Origin of the sequence: Desemzia sp. FAM 23989 (assembly GCF_045528345.1) — a bacterium.
GTDB lineage: Bacteria > Bacillota > Bacilli > Lactobacillales > Carnobacteriaceae > Desemzia.
On the sequence record NZ_JBGQQT010000009.1, the window covers coordinates 29,843 to 53,154 of the forward strand.

22 protein-coding genes and 1 other RNA gene are annotated in these 23,312 nt (G+C 40.1%); 22 read left to right on the plus strand and 1 reads right to left on the minus strand.

Annotated features, from left to right (window positions below; genetic code table 11):
• The first annotated feature begins 88 nt into the window (after positions 1-88).
• The 15 genes from ffs to adhE all read left to right on the plus strand — a co-directional run bounded on the left by ffs (position 89) and on the right by adhE (position 14,213).
• An RNA gene (ffs, locus tag ACEN36_RS06855) (signal recognition particle sRNA small type) lies at positions 89-177 on the plus strand.
• A 564-nt stretch (positions 178-741) separates the two neighbouring features.
• Positions 742-2,592 (plus strand): DNA polymerase III subunit gamma/tau, encoded by a 1,851-nt coding sequence (dnaX, locus tag ACEN36_RS06860; protein WP_407096681.1) that lies wholly within the window; start codon positions 742-744, stop codon positions 2,590-2,592.
• Positions 2,593-2,613: 21 nt separating this feature from the next.
• Positions 2,614-2,928 carry a YbaB/EbfC family nucleoid-associated protein gene (locus ACEN36_RS06865; RefSeq protein ID WP_407096682.1) on the plus strand — a complete coding sequence of 105 codons (315 nt, stop codon included), beginning with the start codon at positions 2,614-2,616 and terminating at the stop codon, positions 2,926-2,928.
• A 93-nt stretch (positions 2,929-3,021) separates the two neighbouring features.
• Positions 3,022-3,618, plus strand: a complete 597-nt coding sequence (gene recR / locus ACEN36_RS06870) for a recombination mediator RecR (RefSeq protein WP_407096739.1) — start codon at positions 3,022-3,024, stop codon at positions 3,616-3,618.
• Positions 3,619-3,911: 293 nt separating this feature from the next.
• Positions 3,912-4,142 carry a YaaL family protein gene (locus ACEN36_RS06875; RefSeq protein ID WP_079650937.1) on the plus strand — a complete coding sequence of 77 codons (231 nt, stop codon included), beginning with the start codon at positions 3,912-3,914 and terminating at the stop codon, positions 4,140-4,142.
• Between the two features lie 33 nt (positions 4,143-4,175).
• Entirely contained in the window at positions 4,176-5,609 is a 1,434-nt protein-coding gene (locus tag ACEN36_RS06880) for an aminotransferase class I/II-fold pyridoxal phosphate-dependent enzyme (protein WP_407102279.1), read from the plus strand.
• Positions 5,610-5,669: 60 nt separating this feature from the next.
• On the plus strand, positions 5,670-6,320 hold the full coding sequence (gene tmk / locus ACEN36_RS06885) for a dTMP kinase (protein WP_407096684.1): 651 nt from the start codon (positions 5,670-5,672) through the stop codon (positions 6,318-6,320).
• Between the two features lie 13 nt (positions 6,321-6,333).
• Positions 6,334-6,663, plus strand: coding sequence for a cyclic-di-AMP receptor (locus tag ACEN36_RS06890; protein ID WP_407096685.1), 330 nt, complete (start codon positions 6,334-6,336; stop codon positions 6,661-6,663).
• A 67-nt stretch (positions 6,664-6,730) separates the two neighbouring features.
• Positions 6,731-7,732: a DNA polymerase III subunit delta' gene (gene holB / locus ACEN36_RS06895; RefSeq protein ID WP_407096740.1), complete on the plus strand. Its 1,002-nt coding sequence runs from the start codon at positions 6,731-6,733 to the stop codon at positions 7,730-7,732.
• A 68-nt stretch (positions 7,733-7,800) separates the two neighbouring features.
• The gene (locus ACEN36_RS06900) at positions 7,801-8,142 is read left to right on the plus strand and encodes a DNA replication initiation control protein YabA (protein WP_407096741.1); all 342 of its coding nucleotides are present in this window, start codon (positions 7,801-7,803) and stop codon (positions 8,140-8,142) included.
• A 167-nt stretch (positions 8,143-8,309) separates the two neighbouring features.
• Positions 8,310-9,308 (plus strand): NAD(P)H-quinone oxidoreductase, encoded by a 999-nt coding sequence (locus tag ACEN36_RS06905; protein ID WP_407096686.1) that lies wholly within the window; start codon positions 8,310-8,312, stop codon positions 9,306-9,308.
• 72 nt (positions 9,309-9,380) lie between these two features.
• Complete coding sequence (locus tag ACEN36_RS06910) at positions 9,381-10,139, plus strand: tRNA1(Val) (adenine(37)-N6)-methyltransferase (protein WP_407096687.1); 759 nt, start codon at positions 9,381-9,383, stop codon at positions 10,137-10,139.
• Positions 10,135-10,482 (plus strand): GIY-YIG nuclease family protein, encoded by a 348-nt coding sequence (locus tag ACEN36_RS06915; RefSeq protein WP_407096742.1) that lies wholly within the window; start codon positions 10,135-10,137, stop codon positions 10,480-10,482. Before ACEN36_RS06910 ends, ACEN36_RS06915 begins: the two co-directional genes overlap by 5 nt.
• A complete protein-coding gene (gene rsmI / locus ACEN36_RS06920; RefSeq protein WP_407096688.1) occupies positions 10,460-11,341 on the plus strand; it encodes a 16S rRNA (cytidine(1402)-2'-O)-methyltransferase in 882 nt (293 codons plus the stop codon). Before ACEN36_RS06915 ends, rsmI begins: the two co-directional genes overlap by 23 nt.
• 274 nt (positions 11,342-11,615) lie before the next feature.
• A complete protein-coding gene (gene adhE / locus ACEN36_RS06925) occupies positions 11,616-14,213 on the plus strand; it encodes a bifunctional acetaldehyde-CoA/alcohol dehydrogenase (RefSeq protein ID WP_407096689.1) in 2,598 nt (865 codons plus the stop codon).
• Between the two features lie 52 nt (positions 14,214-14,265).
• Here the strand turns inward: adhE and mscL are convergent, their stop codons facing one another.
• Entirely contained in the window at positions 14,266-14,673 is a 408-nt protein-coding gene (mscL, locus tag ACEN36_RS06930) for a large conductance mechanosensitive channel protein MscL (RefSeq protein ID WP_407096690.1), read from the minus strand.
• A gap of 235 nt (positions 14,674-14,908) precedes the next feature.
• Between mscL and ACEN36_RS06935 the strand changes: the two genes are divergently transcribed.
• The 7 genes from ACEN36_RS06935 (at position 14,909) to ACEN36_RS06965 (ending at position 23,162) form a co-directional block, all read left to right on the plus strand.
• Positions 14,909-15,718 (plus strand): hypothetical protein, encoded by an 810-nt coding sequence (locus ACEN36_RS06935; RefSeq protein ID WP_407096691.1) that lies wholly within the window; start codon positions 14,909-14,911, stop codon positions 15,716-15,718.
• 357 nt (positions 15,719-16,075) lie between these two features.
• A complete protein-coding gene (locus tag ACEN36_RS06940; protein ID WP_407096743.1) occupies positions 16,076-17,104 on the plus strand; it encodes an ABC transporter ATP-binding protein in 1,029 nt (342 codons plus the stop codon).
• Positions 17,101-17,991: a carbohydrate ABC transporter permease gene (locus ACEN36_RS06945; protein WP_407126234.1), complete on the plus strand. Its 891-nt coding sequence runs from the start codon at positions 17,101-17,103 to the stop codon at positions 17,989-17,991. The genes ACEN36_RS06940 and ACEN36_RS06945 overlap by 4 nt, the downstream gene beginning before the upstream one ends.
• Positions 17,992-18,007: 16 nt before the next feature.
• The gene (locus tag ACEN36_RS06950; RefSeq protein ID WP_407126235.1) at positions 18,008-18,829 is read left to right on the plus strand and encodes a carbohydrate ABC transporter permease; all 822 of its coding nucleotides are present in this window, start codon (positions 18,008-18,010) and stop codon (positions 18,827-18,829) included.
• A gap of 40 nt (positions 18,830-18,869) precedes the next feature.
• Entirely contained in the window at positions 18,870-20,192 is a 1,323-nt protein-coding gene (locus ACEN36_RS06955; RefSeq protein WP_407126236.1) for an ABC transporter substrate-binding protein, read from the plus strand.
• 10 nt (positions 20,193-20,202) lie between these two features.
• Positions 20,203-21,510 (plus strand): MBL fold metallo-hydrolase, encoded by a 1,308-nt coding sequence (locus ACEN36_RS06960; RefSeq protein WP_407126237.1) that lies wholly within the window; start codon positions 20,203-20,205, stop codon positions 21,508-21,510.
• Positions 21,511-21,599: 89 nt separating this feature from the next.
• The gene (locus tag ACEN36_RS06965) at positions 21,600-23,162 is read left to right on the plus strand and encodes a bifunctional metallophosphatase/5'-nucleotidase (protein ID WP_407126238.1); all 1,563 of its coding nucleotides are present in this window, start codon (positions 21,600-21,602) and stop codon (positions 23,160-23,162) included.
• The last annotated feature ends 150 nt before the right edge of the window (positions 23,163-23,312 follow it).

A 23,312-nucleotide genomic window follows, 5' to 3' on the forward strand; every position in this document is an offset into this window, starting at 1 on the left:
TTGAGTCATAAAGGACACAAAAAAAGAATTGTTTTCGAAAAAGACTGGATATCTTTGGAGAAATTTAGTATAATTGGAATTGCCGAAAGGCCGTATAGCAATGGTGGACTTACGAATCGTGTCAGGTCTGGAAGGAAGCAGCACTAAGTTTGCTTCACCATGTGCTGTATGTACATAGAATAATTTTCAAAAAAATTGGATATTATAACATAACACCAGTCGTTCATGCGGCTGGTTTTTTTCGTTCCAATATAGTTGCCTTTATCAAAATACCCTCGAGTGGTAAAGTTTTATAGTTATCGAGCCTCTACTTCACAATTGGAGTGGATAAACGAGTTGAAATGTGAGCTAATGAGCCTCTACTTCACAATTGGAGCGGATAAGTGAATTGAAATATGAGTTAACGGTCCTCTATCTCGCAATTAGAGAGAATTACGAAGTTGTAATGTTAACTATCAGTTCCCTATCTCATAAAAAAATCGAATTTTTATAGTGGATTGTTAACTATGCAAGCTAAACAAAAGAACCGATTACTATTTCTAAAGAAGGTGATACTTGCCCTCTGTATTTGGAACGTGAAGTGTATTTGGCTACGGTTAAAAAGGTTGAATGATTATAGAGTATAGGTTTGTATCGGGAAATCGTAAACCTTTTAAAAACAGTCTCATGAATGGTTTAAATTTGCTCCGATTTACCGTATAATAATATCTAGTACAGTGGTTAAAGGAAGGGAGAAGCAAGATGAGTTATCAAGCACTTTATCGAGTGTGGCGTCCACAGCGGTTTCAAGATATTGCAGGACAAAAGGCTATCACTCAAACACTTAGAAATGCTTTGATTCAAGAAAAGACGAGTCATGCTTATCTTTTTACTGGCCCTCGTGGTACAGGAAAAACGAGTGCAGCAAAGATTTTTGCAAAAGCGATTAACTGTCCTAATTTATCAGATGGAGAACCGTGTAACGAATGTGATACCTGTAAAGCGATCACGACGGGGCAATTAAATGATGTTATTGAAATCGATGCAGCCAGCAACAACGGTGTCGAAGAAATCCGCGACATCCGAGACAAGGCCAAATACGCACCGACACAAGCAGAATACAAAGTTTACATTATCGATGAGGTGCATATGCTCTCAACGGGTGCCTTCAATGCTTTGCTGAAAACTTTGGAGGAACCGCCTAAAAATGTAGTGTTTATTTTAGCAACAACCGAACCGCATAAGATTCCATTAACGATTATTTCACGGACACAGCGGTTTGACTTTAAACGAATCTCCGTCAGAGATATTTGTGACCGAATGGAATATATTCTGGGTCAGGAAAATATCGGTTTTGAAGAAGATTCCCTGAAAGTCATTGCCCGAGCAGCAGAGGGCGGAATGCGTGACGCATTGAGTATTCTTGATCAGGCCATTTCATTTGGCGACGATGTTGTCACTATGGAAAATGCAATGGCTGTTACCGGCAGCTTGACACAAGAGCGGTTGGTTGAATTCTTCAATGCGATTACTCAGCACAATACGGAAAAAGGGTTGTCCTTAGTACAAGAGATCCTTGCTGAAGGAAAAGATGTGGCTCGCTTTGTAGAGGACATTATCCTGTTCAGTCGAGATTTGCTGGTCTACCAGCAAGCTCCGCAAAAAGCCGATATCTTGGAAAGTGCTCATGTAGACGAGCATTTTATGGAGTTAAGCAAAACAATCGATTCGCATGTGCTTTATGAAGTGATCTCAACGCTAAATGAAACACAACGTGAAATGCGCTTAACGAGTCATGCAGATGTCTACATTGAAGTAGCAACGGTCAAATTAACGCAGCTTCGTGCAATGCCAACCGCAAATCCTAATCTGGGACAAGCACCAGCAGCTAATATGGAAACAGCTGCTGATAGTCCGCGAATGTCAGAATTAGAAGCCGAATTAGCACAAATGAAAAAGAAAATGCAGGACATTCTGGCAAACGGCTCTGGACAACCAGTCGAAAAAGCGAAGAAAAAACCGAAAGCCCCTATCAAAGGAGCTTTCAAACCCAATTCGACAGCCATCTATAAAGTACTGGAAGTAGCAACCAAGGGCGATCTGGTCCAACTAAAAGACGTCTGGCCAGATTTGTTAAATATGTTGTCAGTAACGCAACGTGCGGTAATGAAAGCTTCTACACCAGTTGCAGCTAGTCCAAATGGTTTGATTGTTTCATTTGAATATGATATTTTGTGTCAAAAGGCTACTGACGACAGCGAATTAATTGAAGCTGTCAGTGAGTATTTACGTCGATTGATTGGCCACTCGCCGCAAATGATCTGCGTGCCGGCTGAACAATGGCCTACGATAAGAAGTACCTATATCAAACAGAACAAAGATAAAATGAAAGCAAAAAAAGCATCTCCTGCTCAACCAAGTCCAAACACAGAAAAAGCGAGTGGAAATTCGCCTGTTCATAGTGGAAACCATGGTGACTGGGAAAGTTTAGACCAATTGATTCCAACGGATGAGGAAGAAATGGAAGAAACAACAGAAAAAAAAGAGGATCCAATCGTCAGCCAAGCGATGCAAATGTTCGGTGCTGACATCGTCGAAGTTCGAAACGATTAAAATAAGAGAGGAAGTTTTAATATGCGCGGTGGAATGGGAAATATGCAAGGTATGATGAAAAAAATGCAAAAGATGCAAAAAGAAATGCAACAAGCTCAAGAGGAATTGAACGCTACAGAGTTTGTGGGTTCTGCAAATGGGGACTTAGTAAAAGTAACCTTTACGGGAGACAAAAAAATGACGGGTATTTCAATTGACCCAGAAGTGATTGATCCTGAAGACAGCGAAATTTTGGGAGATTTAATCTTATTAGCTACAAACGATGCTTTGGCTAAGATCGAAGCTCAAACAGAAGCTTCTATGGGCAAGTACACTAAAGGTATGCCAGGATTCTAACAGCAAGATTAAAATGAAGCAGGAAATGGGATGCCGTTGCGGGATCCCTTTTTTAAAGGAAACAAAAGTTTGTAAATGAGGAAGGAAATGGACATGCAATATCCTGAACCGATATCAAAATTAATGGATAGTTTTATGAAATTACCCGGAATTGGTGCGAAAACAGCTGCTCGATTAGCTTTTTACACTCTTTCAATGAATGAAGATGACGTCACTGATTTTGCAAAAGCTTTGATCAGCGCTAAACGTGATTTGCACTATTGTTCTATTTGTGGGCATATCACTCAAGGAGATCCTTGTGAGATTTGCCAGGATAAAGCTCGTGATCGCAGCATGATTTTAGTTGTGGAAGATGCAAAAGATGTGATCTCAATTGAAAAGGTAAGAGACTACAATGGTTTGTACCATGTATTGCATGGTATTTTATCTCCTATCGAAGGGACAGGCCCTGAAGATATCAATATCCCTTCTTTATTGAAGAGACTGCAGTCTGATGAAGTACAGGAAGTGATTTTGGCTACCAACGCCACCGCTGAAGGAGAAGCGACAGCCACTTACTTGTCGCGTTTGATCAAACCGGCCGGTATCAAAGTTACCCGATTGGCTCATGGATTATCTGTCGGCAGCGATATCGAATACGCCGATGAAATCACGTTAATGAAAGCCGTAGAAGGACGCCGCGAAATATAAGAGAGCGGAGCAGAGCGCTTAGGGTTCCGTAGAGTTCGACTTTTTTCTTTTCATTGGGTGTTTTTCCCAATAAAAAGAAAAAATCGAAATCATAGGAATCCTGCTCTGCGTAGCTCGTCTAAAGAGCAGAGCGTGGAGTTGGGCGTTTAGACTCTCATAGAGTTTACTTTTCTCTTTTAGTTGGGTGGTTTTTCCCAACAAAAAGAGAAAATGAAATCATAGAGAGTCTGCCTTGCGCAACGCGTCTAAAAAGCAGAGTCAACCCTTGATTTGTTCAGAAAGTTGGAAATAAAATGGGATGGAAGAAAAAATATCGATTACGCAAAGAATACGATGATTCTTTATTGCTCCTAATGAAAAAGTTGAGAGAAGATTGGGAGATGTCTAAAAGAATCGAACGTTCTTCTATTGAGAAAGATGGGCAATTATTCGCGCAAACTAAATTGGCGGAAGCGAAATATTTTTACCTGTTCAAAGAAGCCAGAGAACGTAAAATCAAAGGCGATTTGACAGGGAAATACTAAATAGAATAAGAAAAAATAAGGAGGGTGAAAGTTGTGAAGCAAGAGAAACGTATTCAACAACAACGCCGTCCTCTTTTTTGTGCATTGCAAAGTCATCTCCAACAGGAAAAAGTTTCTTTTCATGTTCCTGGACACAAGAATGGGGTAAATTGGCCTGCGGAATCTTGCATGAAGCAGGTATTGGCAATGGATCAAACCGAAGTATCCGGCTTGGACTATTTGCACGAAGCAGAGGGCGTATTGAAAGAAAGTCAGGATTTGCTGACAGATTTCTATAACAGCGAGCAAAGCTACTATTTGATCAACGGCTCTACTGTAGGAAATTTGGCGATGGTTTTAGGAACAATATCGAGAGGGGATGCGGTATTGGTCGATCGCTCCTGCCACCAGTCGGTTATTCATGCTTTAGAGTTGGCAGAGGCTGAACCTATTTTTATTACCCCTACTTATCAAGCGGAGAAAAAGGAAGCTGTAGGTTGGGACTTTCTTCACATTCGCTCAGGATTTGAAAAAGCGGATTCCATAAAAGCACTTATTTTGACGTATCCTTCTTATAATGGCCAAACTGCTGAATTGAAAGAGGTAATGGATTACGCTCATCAGCAAGGAGCGATCGTATTGGTAGATGAAGCGCATGGTGCTCACTTCACGCTAGGTGCACCATTCCCGCTTTCTGCATTAGACCAAGAGGCAGACGTGGTAGTGCAGTCTGCTCATAAGATGCTGCCTGCCCTAACGCAAACAGGATATTTGCACATTGGAAAACAGCTTCCTAAGCAAATACACCAAAATATAAAGCATTATTTGCATATGCTGCAGTCGAGCAGCCCCTCTTATTTATTGATGCAAAGCCTGGAATACGCTCGCTATTTCTTGTCGCAATTTACAGCAGAAGATTTGCAAGAGACATTTGCTTCTCGCAATCGGTGGATTGAGTTGTTCAAAGAAAGCGGATTGGAGTTTTGGCAAAGCGATGATCCTCTAAAAGGAAGAGTACACTGGCCTGACCATAACGGGGATCAGTTGGCGCAGCTGTTGGAAGAACAAGGGCTTTATCCAGAAAAAAATGATCCTGAAGCTGTTTTATTGACTTTTCCACTATTGAAAGCTGACGAAGTTTCTTTGAAAACAACTCAAGAACTCCATTTGCCGCGAGGAGTGCCTAACGAAAAGGCGCAAAAAATGGAGCAGAACTTTGACTATCCCGTGTTAACTAGTTTAGAGATGGGGTATGCGAAGCAGAAAAAAGCTGCTGTAAAAAAAGTACCTTTAGCAGAAAGTGAAGGCGAAATTGCTGCTCAAAATATTACGCCGTATCCTCCAGGGATTCCGTTAGTATTGAAAGGACAAAGGATTCTGTCAGCGGATATTGTCAGTTTGCAGATGAGTTTAGATAAAAAACACCGCGTTGTGGGACTAGACAAAAATAATTGTCTATCTATTTATTCTGTCAAAGAATTCAGTTAGACTGAAACGCTTAGATACAGTATAATGATAATAAGATAAAAGATTGAGGGGTTTTTAAAGTTGAAGGGAATCTTTATTACCATAGAAGGTCCGGATGGGGCTGGCAAAACGAGTGTCATTAAGGAATTGCTTCCAAGATTAGAACAAACTTTGGAGCAGCACATATTGTCTACAAGAGAACCAGGCGGCAGTCGGATCGCTGAAAAAATTCGAGAGCTTATTTTAGACCCTGAACACACAGAAATGGATATTCGAACGGAAGCATTGTTATACGCTGCGGGCAGAAGACAACATTTAACGGAAAAGATTCTTCCAGCCTTGGAACGAAATGAAATTGTTTTGTGTGATCGTTTCGTAGACAGCTCTCTTGCTTATCAAGGTTATGCTCGTGGAATCGGAATGGAAGAAGTTGCTTCAATCAATCGATTTGCGACAAATGATATTGAGCCTGACTTTACCCTTTATTTAGATATTGAAGCTGAGGTTGGTTTAGAGCGGATCCATAAAGGAAAAGAAGAACGTCAATTTGACCGTTTGGACCAAGAAAAATTAGAATTTCACGAAAAAGTTCGTGAAGCTTATCTGAAGCTTGCCGACTTAAATCCCGAGAGAATCACAATGATCGATGCTGATCAAGAACTAAACCAAGTTGTTGAGGTTTGCTATAATACCATTATAGAAAAAATAACTAACCATTTTAAGATAGAGTAGGAGAGGGTTACTGATGAAACTTATTTTAGCGATCGTTCAAGATAAAGATGGAAACCGTTTATCAAATGTATTTGTAGATAAAGGGATTCGTGCAACGAAATTGTCTACAACTGGCGGCTTTTTAAAAGCTGGAAATACTACGTTTATTGTTGGGGTAGAAGAAGCAAGAGTGGATGAGGTATTGGACATTATTCGCGAAAATTGTTCTGCAAGAGAACAATACATGCTTCCTCCAACCAGTTTTGATGTTTCAATGGAGACTAGTTTTCCTTATCCAGTTGAAGTAGAAGTCGGTGGAGCTACGGTGTTCGTGATGCCGATCGAACAATTTGAACGTTTCTAATGAGGATGGAAAGAAACCTAAATACAGCAAAAGTGAACAGTAAGGTCGTGATCTAATCGAAAATAGAATAAATCGGCTCCAACCTGTACTCATGCAGCAGTTTCAGCAAAAAATGCAGCACAACAAGCTGGCTCATGCTTATCTTTTTGAAGGAGCAAAAGGTACGGGAAAGAAAGAGCTGGCCTTATGGATTGCTGCGGGGCTTTTTTGCCCAAATAAACAAAATGGAATACCTTGTACGACGTGTCAAAATTGTACGAGAGTATTTGAGCAGCACCACCCGGATGTGGTGGAAGTTGAGCCAGAAGGTCTATCGATCAAGGTAGAACAAATTCGTTATTTGAAGTCTGAATTTGGGAAAAGCGGTGTAGAAGGAAATCAGAAAGTTTTTATTGTCAGCGATGTGGAAAAAATGACAGTGGGTGCAGCGAACAGCTTATTGAAGTTTTTAGAAGAGCCTAGCGGAAATGTGACAGCCTTTTTATTGACTACTGCCAAGCAGCGGATCCTGCCGACCATTTTATCCCGTTGTCAGTTGATTCACTTTTCTCCGCTTCCAAAAGACATCTTGCAACAAGAGTTAGAAGATAAAGGGGTATCCAAAAACCAGGCAGCATTGCTGGTACATTTGACCAATGACATTGCGAAAGCTCACGAAATGAGTCAAGATGAATGGTTCATGGATGCACATCCAGTCATATGGAAATGGTTCTTGAAAATTGCTAAAAAAGATAAGCAGAGTTTTGTCTTTGTTCAAACGACAATCATGAATCATTTTAAAGAACGCAGTCAGTACCAATTAGCTTTAGAACTGTTACTGCTCATTTACCGAGATGCATTAAGACTAGCTTACGATGCAGAGGCCTCTCGACTTGCTTTTCCTCGCTACCAAGAAGAATTGACTCAATTCGTGGATAATAAATCATCTAAGATCATTATTTCATCAATAGAAGAAATCTTAGCCAGCCAGAAAAAATTAGAAAGCAACGTCAACGCTCAAGGTATATTTGAGCAATTAGCGATTCGTTTAATGAATGACGCATCACGTTTGCCAGCAAAATCGCGGTAAAAAAGTAATGAATAGAACAAGAAACGTTCTGTTTTGAAGGAGGATCAATGATAAGCGTGGGTGAAAAGATGGACAAAAAAACTTTGTTTGATAGTTTCAATCGTTTAGAGAATGATGCGGGCCAAGCGTTGAATCGAATTTCAGAATTAAAAAATGAAATTGGTGCATTGGTTGAAGAAAATGCTTCATTACGGATTGAAAATCAACATCTGAGAGATCGATTGACAGATTTGGAAAAACCAGATGCTAGTAAAGAACCAGCCGAGACGGAAATGTCAAAATCTCGTTTGAATCTTGAAAAAATCTATGAAGACGGCTTTCATGTCTGCAACGTATTCTATGGCTCAAGAAGAGTCGATGATGAATCTTGTGCGTTTTGTTTAAATGTGATTTATGGCGAACGCCGTTAAAAAGAATCCGATAAAAGTACTTAGTCCAAGCTGGTCGAACGAGCCCAGTAAAAGCTGAGTATTTTTTTGTTTTTCTGAAGTATAAGCGTAATCAGTTCTAAATAGAAAAAAGAAAGTTAGCGTGTTATAGTGGATGTATTTGATAAGATGAAAAGTGAGGGATATCTATGAAAGCAGTCAGCATGAAAAAACCAGGAAGTGCAGCAGAATTGATTATGGAAGAGCGCGCTAAACCAACGCCTCAAAAAGGTGAATTACTGGTAAAAGTAAAAGCAACGGCTATCAATCGAACAGATATTATGAAGCGTGAAAATCAACAATTGAAACCGCCATATCCTATTTTAGGTGTTGAAATGGCGGGAGTGGTGGAAGAAAATAACAGCTCGAATAAGGAGTTTACACCTGGAACTCGAGTAGCTAGTTTAGTGAACGAGGGAAGTTATGCAGAATACGTAACGGTTCCAGCTGAACGAGCGATTGTACTGCCGGATGAAACTACTTTTGAAGAAGGGACAGCCATACCAGAAGTATTTTTAACAGCTTACCAAACGTTGTATTGGTTAGGTGAATTAAAACAAGAAGAAACTGTATTGATTCATGCAGGCGGAAGTGGTGTTGGAACGGCTGCTGTCCAATTGGCGAAACAACTGACTGGCGCAAAAGTAATCACAACAGCTGGTTCAGCAGAAAAATTAGATTTTTGTAAAAGGTTGGGAGCAGACGAAACAATCAATTACAAAACAGAAGATTTTTCTGAACGTGTTCTTGAAATGACAGACGGTAAAGGGGTCGATTTGATTTTAGATTTTATCGGAGCTTCTTACTGGGAGAAAAATCTGAAGTCCATCAAAGTAGACGGCCGTTGGATTTTAATTGGTGTTTTAGGTGGCGCAACGGTTGAAAACGTCAATCTAGGTGCGTTATTAGGTAAACGGGTTTCCCTGATAGGGACATTATTGACCCCAAGATCAGATGAATACAAAGCTGAATTAACGCATGAATTTGCAGAGAAGGCATTGCCGCTGTTTACAGCTGACAAAATCCATCCGATTGTTGATCGTGTATTTCCATTTGAAGAAGCCGCGGATGCGCATCGCTATATGGAAGACAATAAAAACACAGGGAAAATTATTTTGTCTTTGGAAAAAGTGGACAGCAGAGACTAAACTTCCTTAAAACGGAGAGCTGCATTATGCTATAATAAAAAAAGTATACTGAATGAAGGATGTGTGACGTGCATGGACCAGTTGCTACAAAGTGACGAACGAGTAGATCGAATTATCAGTCAAGACTTGGATATTATCCAAAGTCCTTCTGTATTTTCTTTTTCACTGGATGCTATTTTATTAGCTGATTTTGCTCAAGTTCCAAAGCATCATAAAGGAAAAGTTGTCGATTTATGTGCGGGGAATGGAGTTATTGGACTGATCTTAAGTCAAAAGACGAAAAGCCCGATCATTGGAATCGAATTGCAAAAACGTTTAGCAAACATGGCTGAAAGAAGTATTCAGATGAATCAGTTGGAAACAAAGGTGTCCATTATTAATGGGGCAATAGGAGATGCTGCAAATTGGATCAAACATGATTCTGTAGACGTAGTGACTTGTAATCCGCCTTATTTTGCAGCTACCGAAAAAAGCACTCGTAATCCGAACCAGCATTTGGCTATTGCGCGTCATGAATTACATACGAATTTAGACGAAGTGATGAAAGTGACTAGCGGATTATTGAAAATGAATGGAAAAGCTTATTTTGTCCATCGCCCAGACCGATTGTTGGAGATTTTAGAAACAATGAAAGCTCATCGCTTGGCGCCTAAAAAATTGCGGTTTGTTTATCCAAAAATTGGGAAAGAAGCCAATACAATTTTGATCGAAGGTATCAAAGATGGAAAAGATACGGGATTCCGCGTGCTGCCTCCATTGATTGTTTATGATGAAGAGAACCATTATTTACCGGAAGTGAGTGCTATGTTATTTGGAAAAGAACACCATTAGTTATTTCTATGTCTTGTATTGCAATGACGGCACCTTTTATGGCGGCTATACCACAGAATTAAAACGGCGTGAAGAGGAACATAATTCTGGCACTGGGGCCAAATACACCAAACCTGTTAAAAGGCGTCCGGTGCATATGGTCTATGCGGAAGCATTTGCTACAAGAAGCGAAGCCACTAAGGCAGAATATGCGTTTAAACAGCAAACGCGCAAACGAAAAATACAGTACTTGATGCAACAAGGAGTTGAATTTCCTCTTTCCGCAGATTCAGCATGTGTGGTGAATATGGAAATGTTAAACACTAAGGAGGAAACAGCAGATGTTTCAGCAAAAGAGTTTTGAGCCGCAATCCACTGGGACATTGTATCTCGTTCCTACTCCGATAGGGAATTTAGAAGATATGACGTTTCGGGCGATCCGTCTTTTAAAAGAAGTCGATTTGATTGCATCAGAAGATACGCGAAATACGCAAAAATTATTGAATCATTTTGATGTCCATACGAGTCAAATCAGTTTTCATGAACACAATTCCCAAGAACGGATCGGCCAATTGATCGATCGGTTGGAAGACGGACAGGATATCGCTCAAGTAAGTGATGCGGGCATGCCTTCTATTAGCGACCCTGGACATGATTTAGTAGTAGCTTGTATTGAAGCAGGTATTTCGGTCGTGCCACTTCCTGGAGCAAATGCAGCTCTGACAGCATTGATCGCTTCAGGTTTGAGTCCACAACCATTTTATTTTTACGGTTTTTTGCCGCGTAAAAAGAAAGATCAAGTAGAAGCGCTAGAAGAATTGAATTTGCGGCCGGAAACGTTCATCTTGTATGAATCCCCGCACCGGTTGAAAGAAGTGCTGAAGAATATGAGCACGGTATTAGGCGAAACTAGAAAGATCGTTTTATGTCGTGAGTTGACGAAGCGGTACGAAGAATTTATTCGAGGGACGATAGAAGAAGTTCAGGAATGGGCGCAAAACACAGAGATTCGTGGAGAATTTTGTGTGATTGTTGAAGGAAACAGCGAAAGCTCCTTGTGTCCGGAAGAAGATATGAGTTGGCAAAAATGGACAGTCAGAGAGCATGTTACACAAGTCATGGAGGAACAACGCCTGCGCAGTAAAGAGGCTATTAAAGAAGTGGCTAAAATACGCGCTATGAAAAAGCAGGAAGTTTATTCACACTATCATGAGATAAATTAAAAGAAGAGCAAAAAATCCATTTAATTTTCTGTCTAATTAAATGGATTTTTTTGTTTAATTTTAAAAGCACTTAGAGAAAAAATACAGACCATATATGCTCAATTATTAACAAAACAACTGTACTAATTATTCGTCGATCCTGTTATAACATTTTTTAGTTCGAAAATAGAAGTTTAAAATAAGCGAATTTAATCACATAAAATGATTTACTTTCTAAAAAAAATGAGGTAATATCATATGTGAAATAGATAACAAAGTTTGGAGGAATAGGAATATGCAAGAAGTGCTAAGAGAATTTAAAACAAAAGAAGTTTCCGTTGAGGATGTTATTCAAGGGTACACAACTAAAGCTAAAAAAGCGTTGACAGAGTTGGAAGACTTTAATCAAGAAAAAATTGATTACATTGTCCATCAAATGTCGTTGGCTGGACTGAATGACCATATGCGCTTGGCTAAATTAGCCGTGGAAGAAACTAAACGTGGCGTTTATGAAGACAAATGTGTGAAAAATATGTTTGCAACAGAATCCATTTGGCATGATATCAAAAATGATAAAACAGTTGGCGTCATTCAGGATGATGAACAAGCCGGGTTAATGACGATTGCAAGTCCGGTCGGAGTAGTGTGCGGAGTAACTCCGGTAACTAATCCAACTTCTACAACGATGTTTAAAGCCATGATTGCTGTAAAAACAAGGAATCCGATTATTTTTGCTTTTCATCCAAGTGCTCAAAAATCATCCGCTGAAGCGGCTAGAGTATTGTATGAAGCTGCGGTAAAAGCAGGGGCACCAAAGAATATTATTCAATGGATCGAGACACCCTCGTTAGAAGCCACGAATACGCTGATGAATCACCATGATATTGCGGTTGTACTGGCTACTGGGGGATCAGGAATGGTAAAAGCGGCTTATTCTACAGGAAAACCGGCACTTGGTGTAGGTCCTGGAAACGTACCAAGCTACATTGAAAAAACAGCTAAAATCAAGCGGGCTGTAAACGACATTATTCTGTCGAAAACATTTGATAATGGAATGATTTGTGCTTCTGAACAAGCGGTAATCGTGGATCAAGAGATCTATGATGAAGTAAAAGCAGAATTCGAACGTCTACAAGTATATATTGTGCCTAAAAAAGAGTTGGCTTTACTGGAAAATACCGTGATGAATAAAGACAAAACAGCGGTAAACCCAGCTATCGTTGGTCAATCGGCAGACACCATCGCAAAACTTGCTGGTCTGAAAGCACCAAAGGGCACTAAAATATTGGTGGCGGAATTAGATGGAGTGGGCAGTGAATATCCATTATCAAGAGAAAAACTATCTCCTGTATTAGCTATGCTGAAAGCGAACGATACAGCACAGGGATTTGAATTAAGCCAACAAATGTTGGAACTTGGCGGACTTGGGCATTCTGCAGCCATCCATACCAATCGTATGGATCTAGCAGCAGAATTTGGAGAACAAATGAAGGCCGGTCGTGTGATTGTCAATTCACCTACTGCGCAAGGGGGCATCGGGGATATTTACAACAACATGCTGCCATCTCTAACCTTAGGATGCGGTAGTCATGGGCGAAATTCCGTGTCAACAAACGTTTCTGCAGTGAATTTGCTGAATGTCAAAACAGTAGCAAAAAGAAGAAACAACATGCAATGGTTCAAATTACCGCCAAAAATTTTCTTTGAAAAAAATTCGGTCCAATACTTGCAAAAAATGCCGAATGTGAATCGTGTATTTGTAGTGTGTGATCCTGGTATGGTGCAATTTGGATATGCAGATATTGTAGAAAATGAATTGAAGAAACGTTCAAATCCAGTAGCTGTGCGCATCTTCTCAGATGTGGAACCCAATCCGTCTATTGAAACGGTCAATCGCGGAACAGCAGCTATGCGAGAATTCCAACCGGATACAATCATTGCCTTAGGTGGTGGATCGGCTATGGATGCGGCTAAAGGAATGTGGTTATTCTATGAACAACCAGAATCTGATTTTGATGGTGCAAAACAAAAATTCTTAGACATTCGTAAGAGAGCGTACAAGATTCCAGATTTGAAAAAAACACAATTTGTTGCTATCCCTACCACATCAGGAACTGGTTCAGAAGTAACTCCGTTTACCGTTATTACAGATAACGCGATCAATGTGAAGTACCCGCTGGCTGATTATGCGTTGACACCAGATGTGGCCATCATTGATGCTCAATTCGTGATGACAGTGCCTAAATCCATTACGGCAGATACTGGGATGGACGTATTGACTCATGCAATAGAATCCTATGTTTCTGTTATGGCAAGCGATTATACAAAAGGCCTTAGTTTACAAGCTATCAAACTGGTTTTTGAATATTTGGAAGAATCCTATGCTTTTGCTACTGAAGAGGCCCGCGAAAAAATGCACAATGCTTCTACTTTAGCAGGGATGGCTTTTGCAAATGCCTTCTTAGGGATCAATCATTCTTTAGCACATAAAATTGGAGCTGAATTTGAGATTCCACATGGCAGAGCGAATGCAATCTTGATGCCCCATGTAATTCGCTACAATGCTAAAGCTCCTTCAAAACATCAATTGTTTCCGAAGTACGAGTATTTCCGAGCAGATGAAGATTATGCTGAAATTGCTCGTTACCTTGGGTTAAAAGGAGAAACGACAGCTGAATTGGTAGAAGCTTTGATTCAAAAAATCTACGAATTAGGGAAAAAACTGAATATTCAGATGAGTATGAAAGAGCAAGGAGTTACAAAAAAACAACTGGATCAAGCGGCAGACAGATTAGCAGAATTAGCCTTTGAGGATCAATGTACGACAGCTAATCCAAAAGAACCATTGATTGCAGAGTTGAAAGAAATTTTATACGCTACTTATAAAGGTTAAGCTAAAAGACACTTCTCTCTATTTTGAGTGAAGTGTCTTTTGATTTTGTTCATTAGATAGAAGTGCCTTTATCCTTGGCCAGCAAGTCACGGATTTCTTTTAAATATTGCTCAGAAGGAGGTACTTCCACCTCTATCTCTTCTTCCTCAACCTGTTTCATGAATTTGCCTTGGGCATTATTGATGACTTTCACAAATAGAAAGATAACAAATGCAATAATCAAAAAGTCGATCACTGAACTGATAAAAGCTCCGTAAGTAAGTTCTACTCCAACAATCGTGAAAGAAAGGTTCGATAAATCAGATCCGCCGGTAAGAGCACCAACCACGGGGCTGATAATGTTGTCCACAAGTGAAGTCACGATTCCTGTAAAAGCTGAACCGATAACGACCCCAATTGCTAAGTCCAGAACATTCCCTCTAAAAGCAAATTCTTTAAACTCTTGTATAAAATTTTTCATATTGTTCCACCTCCTTGCTTTATTCATTATAGTATTAGATGAATTGTATTCACAAGAAGAATGTTTATAGAAAGGGATAGCAAATTTTAATAGTAATTTAGTTTTATTATTATATAATTGAATCAAGGGATTCAGAGTTTGCTTCTGTAAAGGAATAAACACTGAGTGTCTAAGCTGATGAATTGTGTTTACCAATGTATTAGCTTTAAAATAATGGAAACAAGGAGGCTATATCATGAGAAACAAAAAAGTTGCAACAGCAGTTCTTTTTCTAAGTACACTGGTTATTGGAGCATGTGGAAATGGGGGAGGTAGCGCAAGCAACGCAAGCTCTGCAGACAGCCAATCGAGTGTTGAAGTCACTCAATCAGAAGAAGTCTATCAAAATATGTACGATGACAGTGTGGTTCTGTTTGAATCTGGAAAATATAGTGAAGCCGGCGGGACGATTGATTTATTGTTGCAAAATGATCTTTCTGAATATGCTGATTTAGAAGCGAAAGCCCAAGACTTAAGAGATAAAATCAGCAGTGCACAAGTTGAAACGATGAAAGAAGAACCTACTTATGAGTTAGTTGAAAATTCTGTTTATAAAGATGAACGAAATTCTGTATTGATCAGTCAAGAATACGCGGCTGCTACAGGAAATGATATTCTAGAAGCTTCTGATGAAGAAATTAAAACTTGGTTGGCAAGTAAAGAACAAGAAGCAAGTCAACCAGAAGCCACTCAATCCGAAAGCAGCAGTGAGAGTACTGAAACAGAAGAGTCAGAAAGTGTTGAAACAGCGTTAACTCCTGAAGAAGAAGAGGTTTTTGTTTTAGAACAAGTCATTGCACAAACTGGAATCTCTCCAGAAAATAATCAATTCTTTACTTCAAAATTAGATGATGATACTTATCAAGTCGAGATTCGCAACTCTCACGAAGTAGATGGAGTAGAACTGTCCAATATGGTCGGTATGTTCGAGTTCACAATGTCTAATGAACAAGTTAAGAAAATGGACCCGATGACGGGTGAATACGAGGTAGTTGATCCTCAATAAAATGAATAGGCACGATAGAAAAGGGGTTGTCTCATAAAAGAGGCAGCCCTTTTTCTATTGTGTGAAATCTTCTGTGAGTAATCCAAATACATCTCGGTTAAACACGAACGATTTATAGTTATTAAACCTATATAGTTGCTTTATAGATAAAGCCTCCAGTACTACAATATACAACAAATGCACATTTTAAGCAATATGTTTACAAAAACAAAACAAACGAACTTGTTAAATCACGAACTTTACATTAAATTTATGTATCCAAATCCATTCTGGTTTGTTACAATGTTTTTGGATAGGAAAGCAGTAAAGAAAAAATAAGAGGTGAAAAGTGTGCAAGTTCATTTTGAAGAAATTGCTATGGATTATGGAGACAAAGAAGTATTGCATGATCTGAATTTTGTTATTCCCGAACATTCGCTGGTTTCTATATTAGGACCAAGCGGCTGTGGAAAATCAACGACTTTGATGTTGATATCAGGATTAACCTTTCCTACGAAAGGGAAAATATTTTTCAATGAGAAAGAGGTCACCAAGCAAGATGCTGTAAAAAGAAAAGTGGGCATGGTTTTTCAAAATTACGCCTTGTACCCTCATTTGTCTGTTCTAGAAAATATTATGTTCCCGTTGAAAATGGTAAAGATGCCTAAAAAGCAACGGAAAGAACGTGCACTGGAATTAGCCAAGCTTGTACAGATCGAAGACCACATACATAAGAAACCTAAGCAACTTTCAGGTGGACAGCAGCAGCGAGTTGCCATTGCCCGAGCGCTAGCAAAAGAGCCGGATATTTTATTGATGGATGAACCGTTATCCAATTTAGATGCCCGTTTGCGAATCGAGATGCGCGAAGAGATTCGCCGTATCCAGCAAGAAACTAATGTTACCACTATTTTTGTGACTCATGATCAAGAAGAAGCGTTGAGCATCTCAGATCATGTGATGGTATTAAATGAAGGACACATTCAACAAATCAGCGAGCCGCAAAAACTTTACGAGCACCCAAGTAATTTATTTGTAGCGGAATTTTTAGGGAATCCAGCCATCAATACATTTGATGCAGATGATTCGCGGATCAACCTTTCTACGTTGGAACTTCCTGAAATGATCCAGCAGCAAGTGAAGAAAATCGGTGTTCGCCCTGAAAACATCGTCCAAACAATAGATCCTACTAAAGCTTTTTACACGGGAGAAGTCACTCATATCGAGCGGATCGGGAAAGACACATCGATCAAATTAATCCAAGATGGACTGGCTATTGTTGCCAATAATATAACAGGGGAATTTCAAATCGGTGAGACCCTTCATCTGACGATTGACGCAAAGGATGTCCTTTACTTTGATGCTGCAGGGCAAGCGTTGCTGATGGAGGAGGAGGTTGCTCAATGATCCAGAAACCAACTTGGAAAAGCTCTTTAAAAGCCTATATGTACTTAGCCCCCATGTTGATCGTTATGCTGACATTCAATATTTACCCGATTTTTAAATCTTTGGCGATGAGCTTTTATACGGATTACAATTTTTTCCAGGATATCGTCAACGAATATGGTATCGGAAACTTCGTGGAGATTTTCCAAGACCCTAATTTTCATATTGCATTGAAAAATACGTTCATTTTTGTATTAGGAGTAGTTCCTTTGTCGATTGCTTTATCTCTGTTAATCGCGTTGATGTTGAATAAGATAAAATTGCTGTCCAGCTTTTTTAGAACGATTTACTTCTTGCCATTTGTAACGAGTACCGTAGCGATTTCACTGGTTTGGAACTGGATTTACCACACACGTTTTGGATTGATGAACTATTTTTTAGGCTGGTTTGGCATCAATCCAATCAATTGGCTGACGGATCCAGATTACGCTTTACTAGGATTGATCATTATGTCCGTTTGGAAAGGATTAGGATTTAACATCATTCTCTTCTTAGTGGGGTTGAACAATATTGATGAGAGTTATTATTCAGCGGCTAAGATTGATGGAGCAAGTCCATGGCAACGATTTTTAAATATTACGATTCCATTGTTGAGTCCGACAACGTTTTTAGTAACTGTTACGGGGTTCATCAATAATTTTAAAGTGTTTGATGAAGTTTATGCGATGTTCCAAGGTCGACCTGGTCCAGGAAATTCCGCGTTGACAGTGGTCTATTATTTATACGAGAAATTTTATACGGAATACAATTATGGGGAAGCGGCAGCAGCTGGAGTAGTATTGTTTATCATTATTTTACTCGTGACCATTCTTCAGTTGGCTTACAATCGCAAATTTGTCCATTATTAAGAAAGGAATTGGCTAAATGAGTGAAAAAGTACAAAAATCCATTTTATATATTTTACTAACGCTTGGCGCCATTACGATGTTGATTCCTTTTGTATGGATGCTGTCAACGTCTATCAAATCTGCCGGCGAAACAATGCAGATGCCGCCTATATGGATTCCAGACGATCCTAAATTTGAAAATTATATTGAGGCTTGGAACGCGGCGCCGTTTGGACGGTATTTCTTAAACAGTGTTTTGGTGACGGTTCTCTCGACAGCTGGCGAACTGATCACCACGATTTTAGCGGCCTTTGCTTTTGCGAAGATGGAGTTTTATGGAAAAAATATTCTCTTTACGATTTTAATTGCGACCATGATGGTGCCGGGAGAATTATTGATCATTCCGAACTTTGTAACGTTGTCCAATTTTGATTTGATCAACACGTATGCCGCACTGATTGTCCCTTGGCTGGCAAGTATCTTCTCTGTCTTTGCGTTACGACAGACTTTTCAAGGTGTTCCAAATGAATTGTATTACGCTGCAAAAGTGGATGGCTCTAGTGACTTCCGTTTTTTATGGTCCATCATGGTGCCTTTAGGAAAGTCTTCCATTGTAGCGATTGCGATTTTAAAAATTATTGGAAGCTGGAATTCATTCATGTGGCCGCTGATTGTGACCAATGACACGGAGCTTCGAACATTGCCGGTTGGATTGCAAGCTTTCACAACCGAAGCGGGAACACGCTTTGAGTTGTTAATGGCTGCTTCAACCATTGTGATTATCCCAATGGTCATTATTTACATTTTCCTTCAAAAACAGATTATTGCTGGGATATCTAAGAGTGGGTTAAAAGGGTAAAAGCCCAAAAAATTATACATACAAGGGAGAGAAAGAAGAAATGGAAAAGTCTAGAAAGTTTTTGGCAGGAGCAGTTACGTTAATGAGTGCATTTGTATTGGGAGCTTGTGGAGCTGGTGAAGGGGAAACGGCAACAACGGAAGAAAGCAGTTCAGGGGAAGCGACAGGCGAAGCAGTAGACATCACGTTTTGGCATGCGATGAACGGCCCTCACCAAGAAACGATCACTAAATTGACAGATGCGTTTAACGAATCGCAAGACCTGTATGTAGTTGAAGAGCAGAACCAAGGCGATTACAATACACTGCAACAAAAAATCATGGCATCTGGCGTTTCGGGCGATTTACCGACAATGGCTCAATTGACTCCAGGGAATGTTCCGGATTTAGCGGAAAACAATTTATTGGTTCCTTTAACAGACATGCTCGTTAGCGATAGCGGCTTTACGCAAGAAGCACTAGATGATATTTATGAAGGATTCTTAAGCAGTTCAACGTATAATGAAGAATTGTATGCCATGCCTTTTTCCAAATCGACTCGAGTAATGTATTTTAACCAAGATATCTTGGATGAATATGGCGTTGAAATTCCAACGACTTGGGAAGAAGTCGAATCTTTAGGAGAACAAATGGTAGCTGCTGGAGACGAGGCTGTCGCATTAGGTCTTGAGAATGGTTACGAAATGGAATACGAAACATTGGCTCGTCAAAATGGAGCTGAATTTATCAATGGGGAAACCATGACAACCGATATCGGCGGTGAAGAAAGTGTGGAAGCTTTAACACTCTTAATGGACTTGATTGATCAAGGATATGCTCGTACAGCAGGTGAAGATGGATTCTTCTCTGGTCCATTTGGCCGCGGAGAAAGTGCTCTATACATTGGTTCAAGTGCTGGTTTAGCGCACGTGGTTCCTGTTGCTGAAGAAAATGGCATCAATTGGAGTACTGCTGAACTGCCTGCTTACAATGATACTCAATTGACTTTATTTGCTGGAAACGATTTAGGGGTCTTCTCTTCGGCAACAGAAGAAGAACAACAAGCTGCGATTGCTTTCATGGCTTTCTTATTGGAACCTGAAAATACAGCTACTTGGGCAATTGAAACTGGTTATGTGCCGATCCGTCGTTCTGCATTGGAAGTAGAAGAATACAAAACGTATTTAGAAGAAAATCCTCGTGCTCAAGCAGCGAACTTGGAATTGGAATACGGCATGTCTTCTCCTTCATTTGCAGGTTCTGGAGAATACCGCAACAATTTATTGGAAACATTGGATAGTGTATTAGTAAATAATGCAGACATCCAAGAATCATTGACTCAATTAGAAGAAACTACGCAAGCGATATTAGACGAAAACAACTAGGAGCGATTGAATGACGACATTTCAGATTTGGAATGGTCTGAATACAATTGGCGGAAATATTGTTGAAATACGGACCGAAAAAGCGCGTGTTATCTGTGATTTTGGACTAACCGGTATTGGAAAAGTGATTGAAAATACCGATGGGCTTAGCGAAATGGAGTATTTGATTAAGCATGGATTTATGCCCGCTATTCCTGAATTGTATGATACTTCCGCATTTCAAATGGTAAAGCTGTCTTCAGTTAAAGACAGCTCACTGGAAACAGCAATTTTTATCTCTCACTTGCATTTGGATCACATGGGATTATTGAAATACTTGCCTGCTGCAACAAAAGTTTATTTATCAGAAGAAACGGATAAACTGTACCAAACGTTAGTAGCCGTTGGCGAAGAAGAGGAAAGTCCAGTAGAATGCATCACGTTTAAGGGTAACGAGAAAATCGAAATTGGCGATATTCATGTCCAACCTAAATTGACGGATCATGATACGATTGGAGCTTGTGCCTTTTTCATTGAAGCACCAGGGTTAAAATTGATTCATTCAGGTGATGTGCGTTTGACGGGTTATTACCCGGAACTCGTAGACAAATGGGTACAAGAGGCTGCTGATTGGCGACCTGATGTGTTGTTGTTGGAGGGGACTTCCTTTAGTTTTGAAGAACCGAAAGAATCAGGTTATGAGTCAGAAACAGCACTAGTCGAAAGTTGGAAAAAACTGCTTCAGTCCACAATGGATCAAATCATTTTTTACAATCCGTATATTCGAAATGTGGATCGATTACGAAAAGTTTCTCTGGCAACAGAAGAATGCGGTCGAACTTTTGTGTTTGAGGAATCTTATACGCAATTGATGCATGCTTTTTATCCAAATGAAACATGGACAGTTTTGACGGAATCAGCAACCAGTTCTCAAGAACAGTCTGACATAAAGTGGATCTCTTTAGCAGAGGTGCAGCAACACCCGGAACACTATGTGTTGCAAAACAGCTTTAAAAATAGTGAGATGGTATCGGCATTTGAAAAAGGGATTTATGCCCACAGCAATGGCGAACCGCTTGGCGATTATGACAGCAACTATGCCGTTTTACTGGACACATTGGCTGCGAGTCAGTTTGAATTCTTACCAATTGGTGCCAGTGGACATGCGGCTCAAGAAGATTTGATCCGTATCGCCAAAAAAGTACAAGCTAAACAAACGATACCGTGGCACACATTTGAACCAGAAAAAATGTACCAACGATTTATGGCGGAAGGGGTACCTGCTTTCTTAGCAGAAAAAGGAAAAGTCTATTCTGCAGCTGAAATTCGGCATAATTAACCCTGACGCAACAGAAAACCATTTGGCGATAACAGCTGAATGGTTTTCTGTGTTAAAATCAAACGAACTAAACAATGGAGATGACGCAAATGGAATTGACGATCCTAGAAACGAGTGACTTGCACGGTTATTTATTTCCGACTACTTATCAAAAAAGAAACATGAACGAACCGTTTGGTATTTTAAAAGCCGCAACGCTCTTTGAAGAAGAACGCGAAAAAGCGAATGGTCCGGTGTTTACAGTGGAAAATGGAGATTACATCCAAGGCTCTTCTTTAAGTTATTATCTAGCTAAACAACGCAAAGACCCTGCTGAGTTGATGCAAGCACTGAACGCTATGGGATATGATGTAGGAGTTTTAGGCAATCACAGTTTTAACTATGGACTGGATTATTTGAAAAAAGGTATTGCAGCAACTAATTTCCCAGTGATGTCAGCCAATATTTTAAATGCGCAAAATGAACCTGCTTTTGGAAAAGGGTATGGTGTATTTGAAAAAGAAGGCGTGAAAATCGGCTTTTTAGGATTGACGACGCAATACATTTCGCAATGGGAACATCCGAATCACTACGCAGGTTTGCATTTCCAATCCGCCGTAGAGTGTGCCAAAGAAATTGTTCCTTTACTGCGTGAAGAAGCCGATATTGTGGTGGTCAGCTACCATGGTGGATTTGAGCGGGATTTAAAAACTGGGGAGCCCACAGAAGTATTGACGGGCGAGAATGAAGGTTACCAATTGCTCAGTGAAGTGGCTGGAATCGATGTCTTATTGACCGGGCATCAGCACCGAGTAATCGCAGAAATGGTGAACGGAGTTGCGGTTATTCAGCCGAGTGACAAAGGCAGTTATGTGGGGAAAGTTGTTATGCAATTGGAGCCAAAAGCTGATGGATATGAGGTTGTATCAATGATACCGAGTTTGATTTCAGTAGCAGAAGCTGAGTGCGATGCCGAATTGAAACAACAATTTGAACCGCTGCACAAAGAAGTGGAAGACTGGCTGGACCAGACAGTCGGAGTGGTGAAAGGCGACATGAACATCATCGACCCGCACCAAGTCCGAGTCAAAGAACACTCGTATATTGAACTGATTCAAAAAGTGCAAATGGACGCTACCGGAGCAAGCATTTCTGGGACAGCTTTGTTTAATAATCAAGGTACTGGATTTGACAACACGATTACCACGCGCGATATCGTGACCAATTACATTTATCCTAATACATTGGCAGTGTTAAACATTACCGGAGCTGAGTTGAGAGAGGCGTTGGAGCAATCTGCAGGCTATTTTACTTTGGAAAGGGATGGTACGATCGGCGTGAATCCTGATTTTATGGATCCGAAACCGCAACATTACAATTACGATATGTATGAAGGTGTGGAGTACATTATTGATGTCAGTAAACCCATTGGCTCGCGCATTGTAGAGTTGACCAAAGATGGCAAAGCCATTCCTGATGATGAGCCGTTGGAAGTAGTCACCAATCAATACCGCGCGGTTGGTGGCGGGGATTATATGATGTTTGATGCTTCGAAAATCGTGCGTGAAGTAACGACGGACATGAGCGAACTGATTGGGGAGTATATCAAAAAGAACCCTGTGATTGATGCGAGGGTGAATGATAATTTTAAAGTCGTGAACGGAAAAGAATAGAGGATATAGTGACAATTGAAAAGAGTACCTGTGATTTTTGGCAGGCACTTTTTTTCTTGCCCGGTTGTGTAAGGGGGTATAAAAAAAGCTTTTTACTACTTTTCTCTTAGCAGCTCGTGTACTGGGCTGCCTAGTGAACAATAGGCTTCA

Coding starts and splice junctions, on each gene's coding strand:
- dnaX (WP_407096681.1), top strand. CDS start 742: ATGAGTTATCAAGCACTTTATCGAGTGTGGCGTCCACAGCGGTTTCAA.
- ACEN36_RS06865 (WP_407096682.1), top strand. CDS start 2,614: ATGCGCGGTGGAATGGGAAATATGCAAGGTATGATGAAAAAAATGCAA.
- recR (WP_407096739.1), top strand. CDS start 3,022: ATGCAATATCCTGAACCGATATCAAAATTAATGGATAGTTTTATGAAA.
- ACEN36_RS06875 (WP_079650937.1), top strand. CDS start 3,912: ATGGGATGGAAGAAAAAATATCGATTACGCAAAGAATACGATGATTCT.
- ACEN36_RS06890 (WP_407096685.1), top strand. CDS start 6,334: ATGAAACTTATTTTAGCGATCGTTCAAGATAAAGATGGAAACCGTTTA.
- ACEN36_RS06900 (WP_407096741.1), top strand. CDS start 7,801: ATGGACAAAAAAACTTTGTTTGATAGTTTCAATCGTTTAGAGAATGAT.
- ACEN36_RS06905 (WP_407096686.1), top strand. CDS start 8,310: ATGAAAGCAGTCAGCATGAAAAAACCAGGAAGTGCAGCAGAATTGATT.
- ACEN36_RS06910 (WP_407096687.1), top strand. CDS start 9,381: ATGGACCAGTTGCTACAAAGTGACGAACGAGTAGATCGAATTATCAGT.
- rsmI (WP_407096688.1), top strand. CDS start 10,460: ATGTTTCAGCAAAAGAGTTTTGAGCCGCAATCCACTGGGACATTGTAT.
- adhE (WP_407096689.1), top strand. CDS start 11,616: ATGCAAGAAGTGCTAAGAGAATTTAAAACAAAAGAAGTTTCCGTTGAG.
- mscL (WP_407096690.1), bottom strand. CDS start 14,673: ATGAAAAATTTTATACAAGAGTTTAAAGAATTTGCTTTTAGAGGGAAT.
- ACEN36_RS06935 (WP_407096691.1), top strand. CDS start 14,909: ATGAGAAACAAAAAAGTTGCAACAGCAGTTCTTTTTCTAAGTACACTG.
- ACEN36_RS06940 (WP_407096743.1), top strand. CDS start 16,076: ATGGATTATGGAGACAAAGAAGTATTGCATGATCTGAATTTTGTTATT.
- ACEN36_RS06945 (WP_407126234.1), top strand. CDS start 17,101: ATGATCCAGAAACCAACTTGGAAAAGCTCTTTAAAAGCCTATATGTAC.
- ACEN36_RS06950 (WP_407126235.1), top strand. CDS start 18,008: ATGAGTGAAAAAGTACAAAAATCCATTTTATATATTTTACTAACGCTT.
- ACEN36_RS06955 (WP_407126236.1), top strand. CDS start 18,870: ATGGAAAAGTCTAGAAAGTTTTTGGCAGGAGCAGTTACGTTAATGAGT.
- ACEN36_RS06960 (WP_407126237.1), top strand. CDS start 20,203: ATGACGACATTTCAGATTTGGAATGGTCTGAATACAATTGGCGGAAAT.
- ACEN36_RS06965 (WP_407126238.1), top strand. CDS start 21,600: ATGGAATTGACGATCCTAGAAACGAGTGACTTGCACGGTTATTTATTT.